Here is a 15,386-nt window from a genome sequence, read left to right on the forward strand (position 1 = left end):
GGATGGATAATGGCGATAGAAATAGAGCCAGCGTTACAGGCACGATTGCAACAACATGGGATAACAGAATTTGATGAGGTGGCTCTGCGCCAGACGTTGGAGAGGTATACGACAACTTATACTCTGATCAAACTGGCCGAGTGGCCCGCCAGGCGCTGGAAATGCCACTACCGCTTGATGATGAGGGAAAGCATGTACGATGCCCAGACGGTGTCTGAAGCCTATGCTATGGGCCTCCTGGCGCTACTACAAGCACCTGTAGAAAAACAGGATACGCATTAAGAACACTTTGACACAGACCAGACAAGAAAGAATGAAGCAGTACTATTTCTCATATACCGTTACCTTGTTCCTATACTGTTTCCAATTTGACTCCAATATCGTTTAATATTATTAGGTGGAGTAAAAAGTGATAGCAATTTTAAGCATACCTCCACTAGTTTTTAGTTATTCAACTACGGGAAAGGAACCGTTACACTTATGCAACGTACCATGTGCAAAGGGAAGATCCATCGCGCCACTGTTACCCAGGCCAATCTGAATTACATCGGCAGCATCACGATTGACCAGGATTTACTGGATGCAGCGAACATTTACCCTTACGAAAAAGTGCAAGTGGTAAATATCAACAATGGTTCACGTTTGGAAACCTACACAATCGCAGGTGCTCGTGGTTCCGGAGTCATTTGTTTGAATGGTGCAGCCGCACGCATGACAGCAGAGGGTGACAAAGTTATTATCATCAGTTATGCCCAGTATACTGAAGAAGAGATTCGTAGCCTGGTACCACAGATTGCTTTTGTGGATGATGAGAACCGCCTGACCGAGAAGAAAGATGTGCCTTTGATCGAAATGTTGACCGAGTTCGACGATCAATTGACACCAGAAGTTGAAGTTGCCTTCTCCTAGGAGCTTCAAGTAGTCTAGTTCATTCGGCCTGAAGGGTTGAATGAATTGCTACTTACCTCTCGCCTAACAAACGTTAGTTAGTATGTTTCCTCAATCTGGCACTACCTTCCCACAATCGCACATCTAAGAGTGTATAATTATGCCCTTTCTGTGATACATAGAGGAAATTAAAGATATAGAAAAAGTTATGTTGAAATCATAAACTGAGCCCCGCTAGCTACAACTAGCGGGGCTCAGTTTATGATTGTTCTATGATAGGTGGTTATTGGGTCGAGGTGACGAGGTGGGCCTGCTGGGCATATGCGCGTACGGCTTCCACAATTAAGCGGTGCTCCTGTTTTTTGAGCTTTTCTTGTAATGTGTCGGCGGTCTCGTTGGCATCAATTGCTACTTCGGCGCGACCAATGACCGGGCCTGCATCGACGGCTGGAATGACATAGTGGACCGTGCTTCCGGTTACTTTCAGGCCAGCATCAATTGCTCGCTCAATGACGTGTAGGCCACGCAGGGCCGGGATGACGCTGCCGTCGCTGGTGGTATAGGTATCCCCACTGTCATCTGGTAGTAAGGCTGGATGCAGGTTGATCATGCGCTGTGGAAATTGGGCGGTAAAATCTGCGCTCAGGATGCGCATCCAGCCCGCTAGCACAATCAGGTCCGCCTGGAATAGTTGCAGCAGTGCGGTGATGCGCTGCTCGGCTTCTTCACGTTTTTTCCAGGGAACATAGGCCACCGGAAGCTTATGCTTGAGGGCGCGTTGTAGTCCCTGGGCGTTGGCTTTGTTGCTGATAACCAGCACAATCTCTACGCCGGGTAGTTGTTGACTCTCGATTGCATCGATCAGTGCTTGCAGATTGCTTCCGCTGCCCGAAATGAGTACCGCTACTTTGAGCCTGGTACTCGTGTTACTCGCTGATTGTTGGTTGTGCGTGCTGTGTTCGATACCACTCATCCCTTGTTATCCTCTTTGTCTCCTCGACGGTGCTTATTATTTAAGGCTTTGGTTATTTTTTGCTCGCTTCGAGTCCACGGTGGGCAATGTCCTTGCGATAGTGTATTCCATCGAAGGAGATATACCTGGCGGCCTCATAAACGCGATCAACTGCTTCGTGCAGGCTGTTACCATGGGCTACCACGCTCAGTACACGACCACCCGCTGTGACAAGTTGATCGTCCTTCATTGCTGTTCCAGCATGGAAGACCTGTACCTGGTCGAGCTTGTTGGCCTCTTCTACACCTGTGATGGGAATACCGGAACGGTAGCCGCCGGGATAACCACCGGATGCCAGGGTCAGGCTAACGGCTGAGCCCGGGTGCCAGAGGTTCTTTGGATCGATCTGGCGTCCATTGGCGAATTCAAGCACGTTGAGGATATCCTCTTTCATCAATAACATGAAGGCCTGGGTTTCTGGATCACCAAAACGGGTGTTGTGCTCGATAATCATGGGCCCTTTGGCTGTGAGCATGATATTTGAGTAGAGGACGCCGGTAAAGTTGATGCCGGCATTTTGCATGGCATTCAGGGTGGCGGCAATCACCTGCTGATAGATGTTCTCGCTGGTAGCTGCATCCACAAATGGTAAGGGGGTAAAAACGCCCATGCCACCGGTATTTAGCCCTTTATCATTATCCAGGGCGCGCTTATGGTCCTGTGACAGCGCCAGTGGCAAGAAACTGGTGCCATTACAGATGGCGGTGGCCCCAATTTCGTCACCTTCTAGATAATCCTCTAACACGACGATATCGCCAGCCGCCCCGAAGATGCGGTCAACCATCATTTGTTGCAGTGCTTCTTGCGCAGTATTCATATCAAGCGCGACAATGGCGCCTTTTCCTGCTGCATTGCCATCCGCCTTGACCACGATGGGAGCACCATGTTTCTCAAGATAAGCCTTGGCTTTGGCGTAGTCATTAAAGGTCTGGTGTTGGGCGGTTGGAATGCCCGCATTGGTCAAGAGCTCTTTGGTGAAGGCTTTGCTTCCTTCGAGGGCGGCTCCCGCTTTATCGGGTCCAAAGATAGGCAGGCCACGGCGGCGGAAGAGATCGACGATGCCTTCTATCAAGGGGGCTTCGGGACCCACTACTGTGAGGTCGATGGCGTTGTTTTCGGCAAATGCAGCCAGTTCATGCAGCTGGTTGACTCCAAGTGGGACGCGTTCCGCGTAGGGGCCATGCCAGGGTTGCCCGGGGCTGCATAGATTTTGGTGACACGCGAACTCTGCGCCAGTTTCCAGACCAGTGCATGTTCTCGCGCTCCTGATCCAATGACAAATACGCGCATAAATATACCTCCAATACAATGCATGAAATACGCTTTTATGAATTGAGGAACACACAAGGGTTCCCCTCCTCTATACATTCGGGTCTACTTTACCATATGTATAGGGAGGGGGACCAACCACTGTACTATTGTTACTCGTTTCTGACGTACGGTGTGGACAAACGCAGTATTCTTATTGTCCTTTTATTGCTGTGTCACGCGGGAAAAAGGCGGCTGGCTGGGGGCTATGTTTGGCACCCACAATCGGATCAAAGGGCCAGCCCTGTTTTTCCATACAACCATAGCAAAATTCTTTATTCAAAAAGGCCATTGCCTGCTCGTCATTAGGTTCCAGGTTGGTCGTTTCAGCCGTTTGAATGGCCCGACCCAGGCCGGGCAAGCTAACGTAGCCCAGGCTGTCGACACCAATATAGTCTGCAACTTCCTGTACACTACGTCCGGAGGCGATCAGTTCCTCTTCTTGTGGAATGTCGATGCCAAAGTAGCAGGGATGGCGCAGTGGTGGTGCACTTGAGCGGAGATGAATCTCTTTTACCCCTCGGTTGCGCAAGGCCGAGACCAGGCGTTTCATGGTGTTACCACGGACTATAGAATCATCAACGATTACCAGGCGTTTTCCTTCAACTTTGGGTTGGACAAAGTTGAATTTTAGATCAACTTCTAATTGACGTAGACGCTGGTCTGGCTTGATAAAGGTGCGGTCACTATAGCGATTTTTAATGATGGCCTGGCTGTAAGCAATACCTGAGGCATTGGCATAGCCAAGTGCGGCTGGAATTGAAGAGTCAGGTACAGGTACCACCAGGTCGGCTTCGACAGGATGTTCTCTGGCCAACTCACGTCCCAGAGCTTCGCGTACATTGTAGATATATGCATCATTAAGGCGGCTGGTTGCATCAGAAAAATAGATGTGCTCAAAAACGCAGAGGGAGGTCTTTTGGGCTTTGACCAGGATCTCTGAATGCATGCCGTTTTCGTCGAAGGTGATAAATTCGCCGGGCTCTACCTCGCGTACATAGGTGGCTCCCATGCGATCGAGTGCACAGGACTCAGAGGCGGCGATCCAACTGCTGCCGATGCGACCAATACATAGGGGGCGCATTCCCCAGGGATCGCGCATGGCGTAGAGCTTGCCCTCGGCCAGTATCACCAGGCTGTATGAACCACGCAGGGATGGAAATGTAGCGATCATGCGCTCGCGCAGGGTCTTGCCCTGGGCGTAAAGGAGCATAAAGGCCATGATCTCGCTCTCGGTGGTCGATCTCAATATTTCGTTTGGAAAGAGTGCTCGTAGGGTCTCGCCATTGACGATATTTCCGTTGTGGGCCAGTGCGATGGTGTCATATTGACCACTGCGTTCACCTACTACAAATGGACCTGCATTTTCCACGCAGCTTGAGCCAGTGGTGGAATAGCGTACATGCCCAATGCCACAGTAGGTATCTGGCAGGCTCGTGCCTGAATCTTGAAAGACTTCGCGTACTTTCCCCATGCCAACCCGGTGGACAACCTGACCATTGTCGTCGTAGACGGCCATGCCGGCGCTCTCTTGACCTCGATGTTGTAAGGCGGTCAATGCCAGGGTAATGTAACGCCGCACGTCGAGACTATCGTCGCCCTTTGGCTTATAGATCCCTACTATTCCGCAAGCGTCGTGTAGTCGCTCCATACTCGGTTCCTCGTATTCTGCTTTTGCAAGATATGTAACCTGATAATCAAATGATTTGAGGTCTAATTTAGTTGACCTTTAACTTCCCTGTCAGATCTGCCACCAGCGCATAGCGGTCCGCGATATCTTGCAATGCCGCGGGTGTGACATCCTGGAGATTGCGATAAACTTGTTTGTCTAGCATACGTGATTTGTCACCACCGGGCCAGAGGCGCCAGCTATCATTATCGATGACATCGGCTACCATCAAATTCCCCTGTGGATCACGTCCAAATTCGATTTTGAGATCTACCAGCATCACATCGGCACTGTTCCAGGCGCGTTCCAGGACATCGAAGACGCGACGCCCTTCCTGGGCCATCCAGGCGATCTCTGCTTCGCTTGCCAGTCCTAGCTCAATGATATCTTTAGGCCAGATCTGTGGATCATGGCGCGCATCATCCTTTAAGAAGGTCTCGATGAGTACGGGATCGAAACGGGTGCCCTCGCTTACATCGGGATTGCGTTTGAGGTAGGAGCCGGTGGCGATACGGCGTTGTACATGCTCAATTGGTAGCATATCACAACGTTTGACGAGCAGGGTGGTATCGTCGATCTTTTTGACGAAATGGGTTGCGATATTGCCTTCGTTGAGCAGGCGAAAAACATTGGCTGTTGTGATGGTGCTCAAACGAGATTTGCCTGCGATCTCGTTGCGGCGTGCTCCGTCGCCGGCGGTAATCTGATCTTTGCCAACCATATAGACCAAGGTGTCATCGTCAGGATAGGCATAAATCTTTTTGGTTTTGCCTTCGGTCAGAAGGGGACCAAAGAGAGCATTACTGTTGGTCATGTTGGGATATCCTTTCTCGAAACCCTGACCTACTACAATGAATTGGGAGTCGCGAGGCACGGGCTCGTAACTCTACCAGGGGAGGAGATACTCCCCTGGTATACATATCCACTTATAATGCGCTTATAGTATGTTTAATATGTTTAAAATTTCAGGTTGACGCCTTCACCCCTGGTGATGGTGCCGATGGTTTGCAGCTCTGGAAGGCAACTGCGCGCTTCAAGGGCCGCTTTGGGGGCTAGCACAATGACCATGCCAATTCCCATATTAAAGGTACGATAAAGCTCTTCCTGATCGATATTGCCCAGACGGGCGATCAATTGGAAGAGGGCGGGCACGGTCCAGGCCTGGGTATCGATATTGGCTTGCGTTCCAATCGGGAGGATGCGGGAAATATTTCCTTTGAAGCCTCCACCCGTGATGTGCGCGATCCCTTTGATATAGCGACTGCGATCCGCCAGGTATTCTCGTAGCAAGCTTATCTCTCGTAGATAACTGCGATGGGGACGTAGGAGCGCGTCTGCCAGCGTTTCGCCCAGTTCTGGGACGATTGTATCCAATGGTTGATGCGCGAAGATTCGGCGTGCTAATGAGTAGCCATTGGTATGCAATCCATTGGATGGGAGACCTAGAATAATATCCCCTTCTTCAATGGTGGCCCCGTTCTGGGCTTCGTCTTCTTCGACGACGCCAACGATGGTCCCCGCCAGATCAAAGGCACCTGTTGCATAGACATCGGGCATTTCAGCGGTCTCGCCTCCCAGAAGTGCGCAATTCGCTTCCTGGCAGGCATTGGCTACTCCCTGTACAATAGTGGCTGCCTGTACGGGGTCGAGCTTGTTGACGGCCAGGTAGTCCATGAAGAAAAGGGGCTTGGCTCCCTGGGCCAGCAGGTCGTTGACCGAGTGGTTGACGATATCGTAGCCGATGGTGTCATAACGTCCTGCCTGCGCGGCGAGCAGGGTTTTGGTTCCCACTCCATCCGTTGAGGCGACCAGCGCTGGTCGATCCATTTTACGCAAGGCCTGGGCGCTAAAGACACCAGCAAAGGCTCCAACTCCTGCCAGTACATTTGGACCCTGGGCGGCGCGCACCGCTTCTTTCATCAGGCGCACTGCTTTTTCGCCGGCTTCGATGTCTACGCCGCTGGCGGCATAAGAGATGGCTCCCGGTTGGCTGCTGGCCTGCCGGGTTGGCTCTCCACCATTTTTTGGCAGTAATGTCTTGGCATAGTTATAAGCATTCTGGAAGATCAGGAGCCCATCTCCCAGATCGTTGCTCTGTCCCCGGCGCTGTGGATGTTGCAGGGCGTTGACGTAGCGCTCAGGATGAGGCATCAAGCCAAAGACGTTCCCTTGCGCATTACAGATACCTGCGACATTCCCCAGTGAGCCATTGGGGTTGTCTGGATAACTGACATTCTGGGGATGCTCGCTGCTGCTACTGATATAGACCAGAGGTATCTGACCGTTGCTTTGCAAGCTGGCGATATCTCCATCGAGGACAAATTGTCCTTCCCCATGGGCAACTGGCATTTCGATGGCGCGCTCCAGGCCTTTTGTGAAGATACAGGGACTTTGTTGGGCCGCCATGGTGATCCAGCGACATTCAAATTGCGCCAGTTCGTTCTCGGTCAGGGTAGCTCGCAGGGGGGCTCAGCCTGGTTGCCAGGTAGTAATCCCAGGCGTACCAGGACCTGGAAGCCGTTACAGATGCCCAATACCGGGCGGCCTTCAGCGACAAATTGTTCCAGTTGCGCTCCCAGGTGCAGTTTGAGCTTCTTGGCCAACAATGTGCCGGCGCCCAGGTCATCTCCATAGGAGAAGCCGCCCGGGATGGCCAGGAAGTGATATTCTAGCAGCTTCTCAGGAGCTTTGAGGAGCTGATTGATATGCAAGAGATCGGTTTCAAAGCCGACCAGCCGACAGGCCTGGGCCGTTTCACGATCACAGTTGATGCCGGGGGCACGTAAAACCAATGCACGTAATGCGCCCATTATGCCTGTCCTCCCTTCCAGGATGTTTGTAGCTCGTCTATGCCAACGTTGAGCAACTCTTCTTCTCCATTCTGGATGATGAAGCGTGAGGTGTTGTTGACCTCACCAATGCGGTAGAGTTCCTCGACTCCATTGGTTTTCATGTAGTTCTCAAAGGTCCCTAGCTGTTCAGGTGTCACTTCTACCAGGAAGCGGGTAGCTGATTCGCTGAAGAGCTTGGCGATGGCAACTGCGCTACTTGAGAGCCCATCCGAACTCTGTAAGCCGAAGCGTCTGACGTTGAGGGTCGCCCCACGTAGCGCGGCCAGCGACATCTCAGCGGCCGCTACGGCCAGGCCACCTTCAGATAGATCATGACAGCTACGTACCAGTCCCTGGCGAATAGCATCTCCGAGTACGGTCATCGTTTGCAGGGCGTGCTGGATTCTTACCTGCGGCACGCTGGTCCGGGGGAAGAGCTGGGCAAAGGAATCAGTATCGATCACTTCTCCATAATGTGAGCCTGCCATCTCGTTGCGGGTGCCACCCACCAGATAAAGCAGGTTGCCCGGTGTCTTCAAGGCCATATCCACGGTCGGGGTGACATCTTTAATCACACTGACTGCTGAAATGACCAGCGTTGGGATGACCGGGAAGCGTTGGCCGTCGGCCCTGTACTCATTGTTCAGGCTATCTTTACCTGAAATGAAGGGGGTGCCAAAGCCGACTGCGGCATCATGACAGCCTTTGACTGCCCGTACCAGTAGCCCTAATTGCTCGGGATCGGTAGGATTGCCCCAGCAGAAGTTGTCGAGGATAGCGGCGTGGGTAACGTCGCCACCAACGGCGGTCAGGTTGCGCAGTGCTTCATCTACGGCGTTGACGGCCATATGATAGGGGTCAATCTTGCCATAGAGCGGATTAACGCCGTTCGAGAGCACGACACCCGCTTTTGAGTCTGGTTCTCCCTCGATCAGTGGCTGCAGTACTGCGGCATCGCCTGGTCCATTGCCTGCACGGCCGACCAGTGGCTTACGAACTGTACCACCCTGAACCTCGTGGTCATAGCGGCGTACCACCTCTTCTTTCGAAGCGATTGATGGATGGCGCAACAGGGCCAACAGGGTTGGGGCCAATGATCCGGCCACTCCCTGTGGTACGCTGCCAGTTCTGGCTTTGCCGCTCAGTTTGTTTTCGGGGAGCCGCCATACCGCATCCAGGGTCTTTTGGGGCAGGCCATCGTGGAGGAATTCCATGTCCATATTGGCCACGACCTGTCCATTGTAGGTCAGGGTCAGGCGGTGGTCGCCGGTAAATGTGCCCAGGATGCTGGCCTCGACCTCTTCGATCTCGCAGATCTCCAGCAATTCATTAATGCGCGCTGGCGGAACCGCCAGGATCATACGTTCCTGGGCCTCGGAGAGCCAGATTTCCCAGGGGGCCAGTCCCTGATATTTCAGTGGAGCTTTGGTGAGCTCTACCCGAGCCCCGGTTTTGGAGCCCATCTCGCCGACCGCTGAAGAGAAGCCACCAGCTCCACAGTCTGTGATGGCGTGGTATAACTGGCGGTCGCGGGCCTGAATAATAACGTCCGTCACTTTTTTCTCGGTGATGGGCGCGCCGATCTGTACCGCGGTACCCGCTTGCGTATTGATCTCCAGGCTCATCTCGCCCGAAGAGAAGGTGGCACCATGTACACCGTCACGGCCGGTGCGACCACCCAGTGAGACGATCAGGTCTCCGGGCTCAACCTGGGTTGGATGGCTACCATGGGGCAGGATACCTAAACAACCACAGAAGACAAGGGGATTATAGGTATAGCCGGGATGGTAAAGGATGGCTCCATTAACTGTTGGGATGCCCATCTTGTTGCCGTAGTCGCGCACGCCGCTGACTACGCCGCTGGCAATACGCCTGGGTGTTAATACGCCAGCCGGTAGCTCATCAGCGGGCGTATCCAGTGGCCCAAAGCAAAGAATGTCGGTGCAGGCGATCGGTTGGGCCGAAACGCCCACTACGTCGCGAATGACGCCTCCCACTCCGGTATTGGCGCCGCCAAAAGGCTCAATGGCTGAGGGTGGTTATGCGTCTCGACTTTAAACGCTACATCCTGTGTCTCAGTGAGACGAATGATGCCGGCATTATCGCTGAAGGCTGAGACTAGCCAATCTTGTTTGACCTTGTCAGTGGCGCTGACAATATAGCGTTTGAGCAAGCCTTGAATGGTCTCACTCTCAATAGTATTGCCGTTGGCATCGACTTCTCGATAATGCACAGTTGCTTTAAATGTCTTATGGGAACAGTGCTCGGACCATGTTTGGGCTAAGGTTTCTAGCTCTACGTCGGTTGGTTCGCGTTCCTGTTCGCGGTAATGCTGTTGGATTGTGCGCATCTCTTCCAGATTGAGCGAGAGCAATCCGGCTCGGCTGACTTCAAGCAATTGCTCGTCTGTCATGCTGGACAGAAAAATAGTGCGAGCAGCTTGCTGTGCATGATCGGTACTAACTACATCGGTTGTCTGCCCGTCCGCTTGTGCTACACTCACAGTCGGCAGTTCATGTCCCGTCTGTGGTGTCTGCTGATTCTGGAAAGGATCGAGCGCATAGTGCTGAATAACTGGATTAAATAATAAGGCTTTGGCGATGCTATGGGCATCGGCCTCACTGAGACGGCTATCTAACAGATAGCGGTGTCCAGTTTCAACATATTCAAGTCCCGTGATCCCCACCATCTGTGCGCCAGCAACCACACTCTCTGCCAGCGTATCAGTGACGCCGGCATGAAAAAACACATCGACAATATGACCTGTCTCTGTGTTTTTGGTATGCTGTTCCTCTGTTGTATAGCTTGCCTCTTGTACTACCGGATCGACCAGCAGTTGTTGTATCAGCTGATCGATCTGCTCTGTGCCCAGGTTGCCCTGAATGCGGTAGAGTTGGGCCGTGCGAATCGTAGGTTGCGAGGTATCCGCGGATAAATCCGCTAGGGACGGAAGATGTTTTGTTGGTAGTTGTAATATTTCATGAACGAGCTTATGCGCGTGAACGTCATGACGATCCGCGACTGCTCGTACTTCTATTTGATATAGTGTCACGTTCCTCTGATCCTGGCTGGCTGCCTCGATGCCTGTTTAATGACATCAGGTGACTTGCTAGTAAATAGAATGTCCGTGCTGGTCTCATCCAATGGGGACAAGCTCATTGTAACATCTTTATTTGACAGATGGCAAATTACTAATAGATGAGGTAACCGAAGCGAACCAGGCTGCACCGTACTTTAGTTGGCCATATAAAAGCAGATTGGGCTCGCCGGTAGCCGAGATATTGCCGTGTTTTTCCAGGATGAAGTGGGTTAAATTTTCACGACTGACCTGCAAGGTGTGCAGCGTCTTGATCTCGCTATCTTCAGGCTTGCGTTGTTTGACTTCGGCTAGAGAGATGTTGAGCCGGGTGAGGAAGCACAGTTCAGCATGGGGCATGGCCAGGTCATAGACTAATCCGAGGCAGAGCTGTTCGCTGATGTCGGTCGCCAGAATCCCTGTCTCCTCGCGGATCTCGCGCTGCATGGCGGCAAAGGGGTCCGGCTGCTGGTTTGGGGTAATATCCCTGTCGCGCTCAAAGAAACCGCCGATGACATGGTAGCGGCCAGCATAGACGTCTACCCCTGCCGCTTGTCCAGCAGGATCGCACCATCGTTGGTCTCAACGACCGAGCAGACGGCCAGCGGATTGCCCAGCTCGCTGCGCGCTCGTCCAGTGGCAAAATTTTTGTGACGCGTTGTGACATATTCTTTGTAGCTGGTCTGGCTTAATGTTAACTGTAAGCTCTGCTCGCTGTCTTGCCGGGCTGAGATGAAGCGATAGAGTGGGGCGTCAAAGAGCAAACTTTGTTGTTGCTGAGCCTGCCGTAATTTTTCTTGCCAGTACTGATCCATCTCTGCCTGCAGCTCTGGTGTGAGCTGCAGGTGCTGGTCGGGTTGATAAGAGATGTGTAGATCCTCGGATCGGTACAGACCCTGGGCCAGAATCTCAAATTCAAGCATATAATCCTCTGCTTATTCCCATTCGATGGTTGCGGGTGGCTTTGAAGTGATGTCATAGACCACGCGGTTAATCTCTGCTACTTCATTGACCAGCCGATTTGAGATGCGGCCGAGCAGTTCGGGTGAGAGTCTGGCCCAGTCGGCGGTCATAAAGTCGCCGGTCGTGACGGCGCGCACCGCCACCAGGTTGGCGTAGGTGCGATAATCACCCATGACGCCCACGCTTTGAATGGGGGTAAGTACCGCAAAGGCCTGCCCCAGCTGGCGATAGATGCCCGCCTTTTGAATCTCTTCAATCACAATTTTATCAGCGGCGCGCAGGATATCGAGGCGCTGCTCATCGATGGCCCCGATGATACGAATGGCCAGTCCGGGTCCTGGGAAAGGATGACGCCAGACCCAATCTTCTGGCAGGCCCAGGGCGGCACCGATCTCACGGACCTCGTCTTTAAAGAGCATGCGCAGTGGCTCGACCAGCTTCAATTTCATCTCTTTAGGCAGGCCCCCTACATTGTGGTGCGATTTGATGCTCTTGGCGGTGCTGGCCGTGTCATGGCTGGTGCTCTCGATCACATCGGGATAAAGGGTTCCCTGGGCCAGAAAGGCGATATTGCCCTGCTCTTCGGCCAGCCGTATCGATTCATCTTCAAATACGCGGATAAATTCTTCGCCGATAATCTTACGCTTCTGCTCTGGATCAATGACGTTGGCCAGCCGATCCAGGAAACGCTTGCGTGCATCGACGACTACCAGGGGGATATGCATATGATTGCCAAAGGTATCCACGACCTGCTCGCGTTCGCCTGCGCGCAGCAGTCCGGTATCCACAAAGATACAGGTTAACTGGTTGCCGATCGCTTTGTGAATCAGAAGGGCCGCGACCGCTGAGTCGACACCGCCCGAGAGGCCACAGATGACACGCTCATTGCCAACCTGTTGCCGGATCAGTTCAACGGCTTCATCAATCACGTGTCCTGGGGTCCAGCTTGGCTCGCAGTGGCAGACGCGGAACAGGAAGTTGCGAATGATATCTTTTCCCTGTGGTGTGTGGGTGACCTCGGGGTGGAATTGCAGACCAATATAGCCCTGCGGACTACCAATCGCGGCTACAGGATTGCTCTCAGTGCAGGCCAGGACGCGGAAGCCTGCTGGCAATTGATCTACACTATCGCCGTGGCTCATCCAGACGGGCAAGCGCAATGTCTGGGATTCTGGTGTATCCAGATTATCGGTTTGCTGGGGTGAGACCGTGATACCTTCAAAAATACGGAAACTTTCGGGATCAGTGGCTGCATCTGAGAGCACCTCTATGGTGGCCGGGCCATATTCGCGCAATCCTTTGGAGAGAGCCACATGGCCGCCTAGATTCTGAGCCAGCAATTGCATACCATAGCAGATGCCCAGCACGGGTAGCCCACTTTTAAGGATGGCCGGATCGCACGAAGGGGCATCCGCATCATATACGCTGGATGGTCCACCAGAGAAGATAAAGCCTTTAATATTGAGGTGCTCATTCTTCTGCAGTTGCTCCAAAGTAGTATCTGCGGGAACAAGTTCACTATAGACATGACATTCACGAATACGACGGGTGATCAGGCGGCTGTATTGGGAGCCGTAATCAAAAACAATGATGGCCTCGCGGCGCTCTGGTGCGTGCATGGGTTCCCTTCCTGAAACAGAGCACAACATGGGAAGTGCCCTATAGGCATCCATATAGGGATGGATGCCTTATCATATATATTGCAATAGGAAACCCGTAATGCACAGGGGGAGATGTACAACGATACTCGCATATAATCTGACAAACGCGCCACGTAGCCATCCATCTACTGTGAACGAGTCCTCATTGCTTTAGTTCGCTTGAGATCAGTGTTGATTTTAGAGTATATCACAGATACTTCCCGATGTTTACTCTTTGCAGATGGTAGAGGTTGAGAACACATCTCTAACGCCTTATATCTACACCACAAAATTGGGTTTCTCGGCAAACTTAAATGGGATACTATTATGGCGGGCCGCCTCCAGACATGTAACGCCGTTGTTCCCCACTTGCGCACTATGCCGTATGCCCGCTGGAAGCAACATACAGTCCCCCGGCTCCAAATCAACATATACCGCGTTGCCAGTCTCGTCTAATTGATCAGGCAAAATGAAGCGTATTGAACCCCTTACACAGTACAAAACCTTTTCATAGCTATGGGTATGCGGTGAGTACCTATCGCCAGGTCCATTGGACCAGGAGTAAGGCCGCAAGCCCTGCTGTCGCATTCTGGCACAAAGCTCCTGCTCTTGTGGCGGGCTCTGATCATGCCAGCGAATAATCTGCATTCCAGACTCCTTAATATAAAAATCACAAAAAGATTGAAATTTGACTTCAGTATAACGAACCTCTATGAACATCATGTGAAAGGATCGCAAAAATTATGTTAATAAATCGTACTTGTGTACACGTTAACTATTGCTGTAGCTTCAGGAAAACTGTACAATGATAAGAATATTCTTTAGCACATCGTTGGCTTTGATAAGGAGGATCCCTCTACCCATGAGCACATCACAGGTGACAGCGGTACTATATCAGTTGCAAACGATCGATTTAGAAATAGATCGGGTTATAGCTGAGAAGCAATCTATCTCCACCTCCTTGCAAGGTAGTGCCACACTGCGAAAATTACGCGCGGAGTATGACACTGCACGGCAACAATTACTCTCCGGTCAACAGGTCCAGAAGGAGGCTGAGTGGTCCCTTGAGGATGTTAATCAGCGTCTGACCAATCAGGAGCGCCGTCTCTATAGTGGCTCGATCCAGAATGGAAAAGAGTTACAAATGCTTCAACAGGAAGTACAGAACCTGCGCGCCCAGCAGAGTCGCCAGGAAGAACGTTTACTGGAAGTCATGGATACGGCCGAAGCTCTCAAGGAGACAGCCCAGCGCAAGACTGTAGCATTGCAGCAGGCTGAGGAACACTGGAAGCAAGAAAATGCTAACCTGCAGATACGACGTGAGCAGGCCGAAAAGCATTTTCAGACCCTGCAGGATCAACGCCAATCCCTGTCATCAAAGATTGGGGAGGCGCTGCTTAAGCGTTATGAAAATATGCGACGCACCAAACAGGGACGGGCAGTCTCAAAGGTTGAGCAAACCTCCTGCCAGTGGTGTCCGTGTTATCCTGACACCCAGCGAGTTGCAACAGGTACGTATCAGCCCTGAACTACAGACATGCACAAATTGCGGTCGCATTCTCTTTTATGAACGTTAAGTTTTAGTTTTGTGATCACTCCTCTTTAGTAAGAACACTGGTGCGCTGTGCGCATCGTGTTCTGAGGGGTACCACAACCCGATTGTACCCCCCCTATTTTCATCCTTTTGCAGGCTCCTTTTTGGCTTTGTTCTCCCGGTTCCATCCCTATCTGGGCGCAATGTGTGCCATGTTTAATGGGAATTATGAAAAGAGAGCTATAGGTAGTCGGGCTTGGTAATTGTATAATTACAATAATGCCAGGGGATAGGTCGTGTGGAGAAATGGCGGTATAGGTTTGCTGCTGTCTGCGTATACGAAATGCGATTGCGCAGCGTCGAATTACTAAGGATTTTCTTTTCTGCTGCCTGGCGACCAGACTGGAATATGGTGTCTAGCCCAGCAGTGTAACCTGCCACTATCTTGAAACGTATCTATTGCGT

The 15,386-nt window shown here is 52.0% G+C and carries 14 protein-coding genes and 1 pseudogene; 3 read left to right on the forward strand and 12 right to left on the reverse strand.

Annotated features, from left to right (window positions below; genetic code table 11):
- Positions 1-9: 9 nt before the first annotated feature.
- The gene (locus EL645_RS12675) at positions 10-282 is read left to right on the forward strand and encodes a hypothetical protein (protein WP_126550513.1); all 273 of its coding nucleotides are present in this window, start codon (positions 10-12) and stop codon (positions 280-282) included.
- 198 nt (positions 283-480) lie between these two features.
- Entirely contained in the window at positions 481-909 is a 429-nt protein-coding gene (gene panD, locus EL645_RS12680; RefSeq protein WP_126550515.1) for an aspartate 1-decarboxylase, read from the forward strand.
- Positions 910-1,171: 262 nt separating this feature from the next.
- Here panD and purN read toward each other — a convergent pair whose 3' ends face one another.
- The 12 genes and pseudogenes from purN to EL645_RS12735 all read right to left on the reverse strand — a co-directional run bounded on the left by purN (position 1,172) and on the right by EL645_RS12735 (position 14,035).
- Positions 1,172-1,861 carry a phosphoribosylglycinamide formyltransferase gene (gene purN, locus EL645_RS12685; protein WP_126550516.1) on the reverse strand — a complete coding sequence of 230 codons (690 nt, stop codon included), beginning with the start codon at positions 1,859-1,861 and terminating at the stop codon, positions 1,172-1,174.
- Between the two features lie 52 nt (positions 1,862-1,913).
- Positions 1,914-3,268, reverse strand: a pseudogene (gene purD / locus EL645_RS12690) (phosphoribosylamine--glycine ligase).
- 94 nt (positions 3,269-3,362) lie between these two features.
- On the reverse strand, positions 3,363-4,859 hold the full coding sequence (purF, locus tag EL645_RS12695) for an amidophosphoribosyltransferase (RefSeq protein ID WP_126550518.1): 1,497 nt from the start codon (positions 4,857-4,859) through the stop codon (positions 3,363-3,365).
- 67 nt (positions 4,860-4,926) lie between these two features.
- Positions 4,927-5,691, reverse strand: a complete 765-nt coding sequence (locus tag EL645_RS12700) for a phosphoribosylaminoimidazolesuccinocarboxamide synthase (RefSeq protein WP_126550520.1) — start codon at positions 5,689-5,691, stop codon at positions 4,927-4,929.
- Positions 5,692-5,834: 143 nt separating this feature from the next.
- Complete coding sequence (gene purM / locus EL645_RS12705) at positions 5,835-7,283, reverse strand: phosphoribosylformylglycinamidine cyclo-ligase (protein WP_218031825.1); 1,449 nt, start codon at positions 7,281-7,283, stop codon at positions 5,835-5,837.
- 41 nt (positions 7,284-7,324) lie between these two features.
- Positions 7,325-7,687: a phosphoribosylformylglycinamidine synthase subunit PurQ gene (locus tag EL645_RS44105; protein ID WP_170207704.1), complete on the reverse strand. Its 363-nt coding sequence runs from the start codon at positions 7,685-7,687 to the stop codon at positions 7,325-7,327.
- Positions 7,687-9,705 (reverse strand): AIR synthase-related protein, encoded by a 2,019-nt coding sequence (locus EL645_RS12710; protein ID WP_126550522.1) that lies wholly within the window; start codon positions 9,703-9,705, stop codon positions 7,687-7,689. The genes EL645_RS44105 and EL645_RS12710 overlap by 1 nt, the downstream gene beginning before the upstream one ends.
- Positions 9,681-10,760 carry a phosphoribosylformylglycinamidine synthase subunit PurS gene (locus tag EL645_RS12715; RefSeq protein WP_161977339.1) on the reverse strand — a complete coding sequence of 360 codons (1,080 nt, stop codon included), beginning with the start codon at positions 10,758-10,760 and terminating at the stop codon, positions 9,681-9,683. The genes EL645_RS12710 and EL645_RS12715 overlap by 25 nt, the downstream gene beginning before the upstream one ends.
- A gap of 117 nt (positions 10,761-10,877) precedes the next feature.
- The gene (locus tag EL645_RS12720) at positions 10,878-11,231 is read right to left on the reverse strand and encodes a hypothetical protein (RefSeq protein ID WP_126550526.1); all 354 of its coding nucleotides are present in this window, start codon (positions 11,229-11,231) and stop codon (positions 10,878-10,880) included.
- Positions 11,232-11,323: 92 nt separating this feature from the next.
- On the reverse strand, positions 11,324-11,707 hold the full coding sequence (locus tag EL645_RS12725) for a hypothetical protein (protein WP_126550528.1): 384 nt from the start codon (positions 11,705-11,707) through the stop codon (positions 11,324-11,326).
- Positions 11,708-11,719: 12 nt separating this feature from the next.
- Positions 11,720-13,366 (reverse strand): glutamine-hydrolyzing GMP synthase, encoded by a 1,647-nt coding sequence (gene guaA, locus EL645_RS12730; RefSeq protein WP_126550530.1) that lies wholly within the window; start codon positions 13,364-13,366, stop codon positions 11,720-11,722.
- Between the two features lie 300 nt (positions 13,367-13,666).
- Positions 13,667-14,035, reverse strand: a complete 369-nt coding sequence (locus EL645_RS12735; RefSeq protein ID WP_126550532.1) for a cupin domain-containing protein — start codon at positions 14,033-14,035, stop codon at positions 13,667-13,669.
- A 214-nt stretch (positions 14,036-14,249) separates the two neighbouring features.
- Here EL645_RS12735 and EL645_RS12740 point away from each other — a divergent pair, with 214 nt between their 5' ends.
- A complete protein-coding gene (locus tag EL645_RS12740; RefSeq protein WP_126550534.1) occupies positions 14,250-14,915 on the forward strand; it encodes a zinc ribbon domain-containing protein in 666 nt (221 codons plus the stop codon).
- The last annotated feature ends 471 nt before the right edge of the window (positions 14,916-15,386 follow it).

This window comes from Dictyobacter kobayashii (assembly GCF_003967555.1).
Classification (GTDB): domain Bacteria; phylum Chloroflexota; class Ktedonobacteria; order Ktedonobacterales; family Ktedonobacteraceae; genus Dictyobacter; species Dictyobacter kobayashii.

Coding starts and splice junctions, on each gene's coding strand:
- EL645_RS12675 (WP_126550513.1), top strand. CDS start 10: ATGGCGATAGAAATAGAGCCAGCGTTACAGGCACGATTGCAACAACAT.
- panD (WP_126550515.1), top strand. CDS start 481: ATGCAACGTACCATGTGCAAAGGGAAGATCCATCGCGCCACTGTTACC.
- purN (WP_126550516.1), bottom strand. CDS start 1,861: ATGAGTGGTATCGAACACAGCACGCACAACCAACAATCAGCGAGTAAC.
- purF (WP_126550518.1), bottom strand. CDS start 4,859: ATGGAGCGACTACACGACGCTTGCGGAATAGTAGGGATCTATAAGCCA.
- EL645_RS12700 (WP_126550520.1), bottom strand. CDS start 5,691: ATGACCAACAGTAATGCTCTCTTTGGTCCCCTTCTGACCGAAGGCAAA.
- purM (WP_218031825.1), bottom strand. CDS start 7,283: ATGGCGGCCCAACAAAGTCCCTGTATCTTCACAAAAGGCCTGGAGCGC.
- EL645_RS44105 (WP_170207704.1), bottom strand. CDS start 7,687: ATGGGCGCATTACGTGCATTGGTTTTACGTGCCCCCGGCATCAACTGT.
- EL645_RS12720 (WP_126550526.1), bottom strand. CDS start 11,231: ATGCAGCGCGAGATCCGCGAGGAGACAGGGATTCTGGCGACCGACATC.
- EL645_RS12725 (WP_126550528.1), bottom strand. CDS start 11,707: ATGCTTGAATTTGAGATTCTGGCCCAGGGTCTGTACCGATCCGAGGAT.
- guaA (WP_126550530.1), bottom strand. CDS start 13,366: ATGCACGCACCAGAGCGCCGCGAGGCCATCATTGTTTTTGATTACGGC.
- EL645_RS12735 (WP_126550532.1), bottom strand. CDS start 14,035: ATGCAGATTATTCGCTGGCATGATCAGAGCCCGCCACAAGAGCAGGAG.
- EL645_RS12740 (WP_126550534.1), top strand. CDS start 14,250: ATGAGCACATCACAGGTGACAGCGGTACTATATCAGTTGCAAACGATC.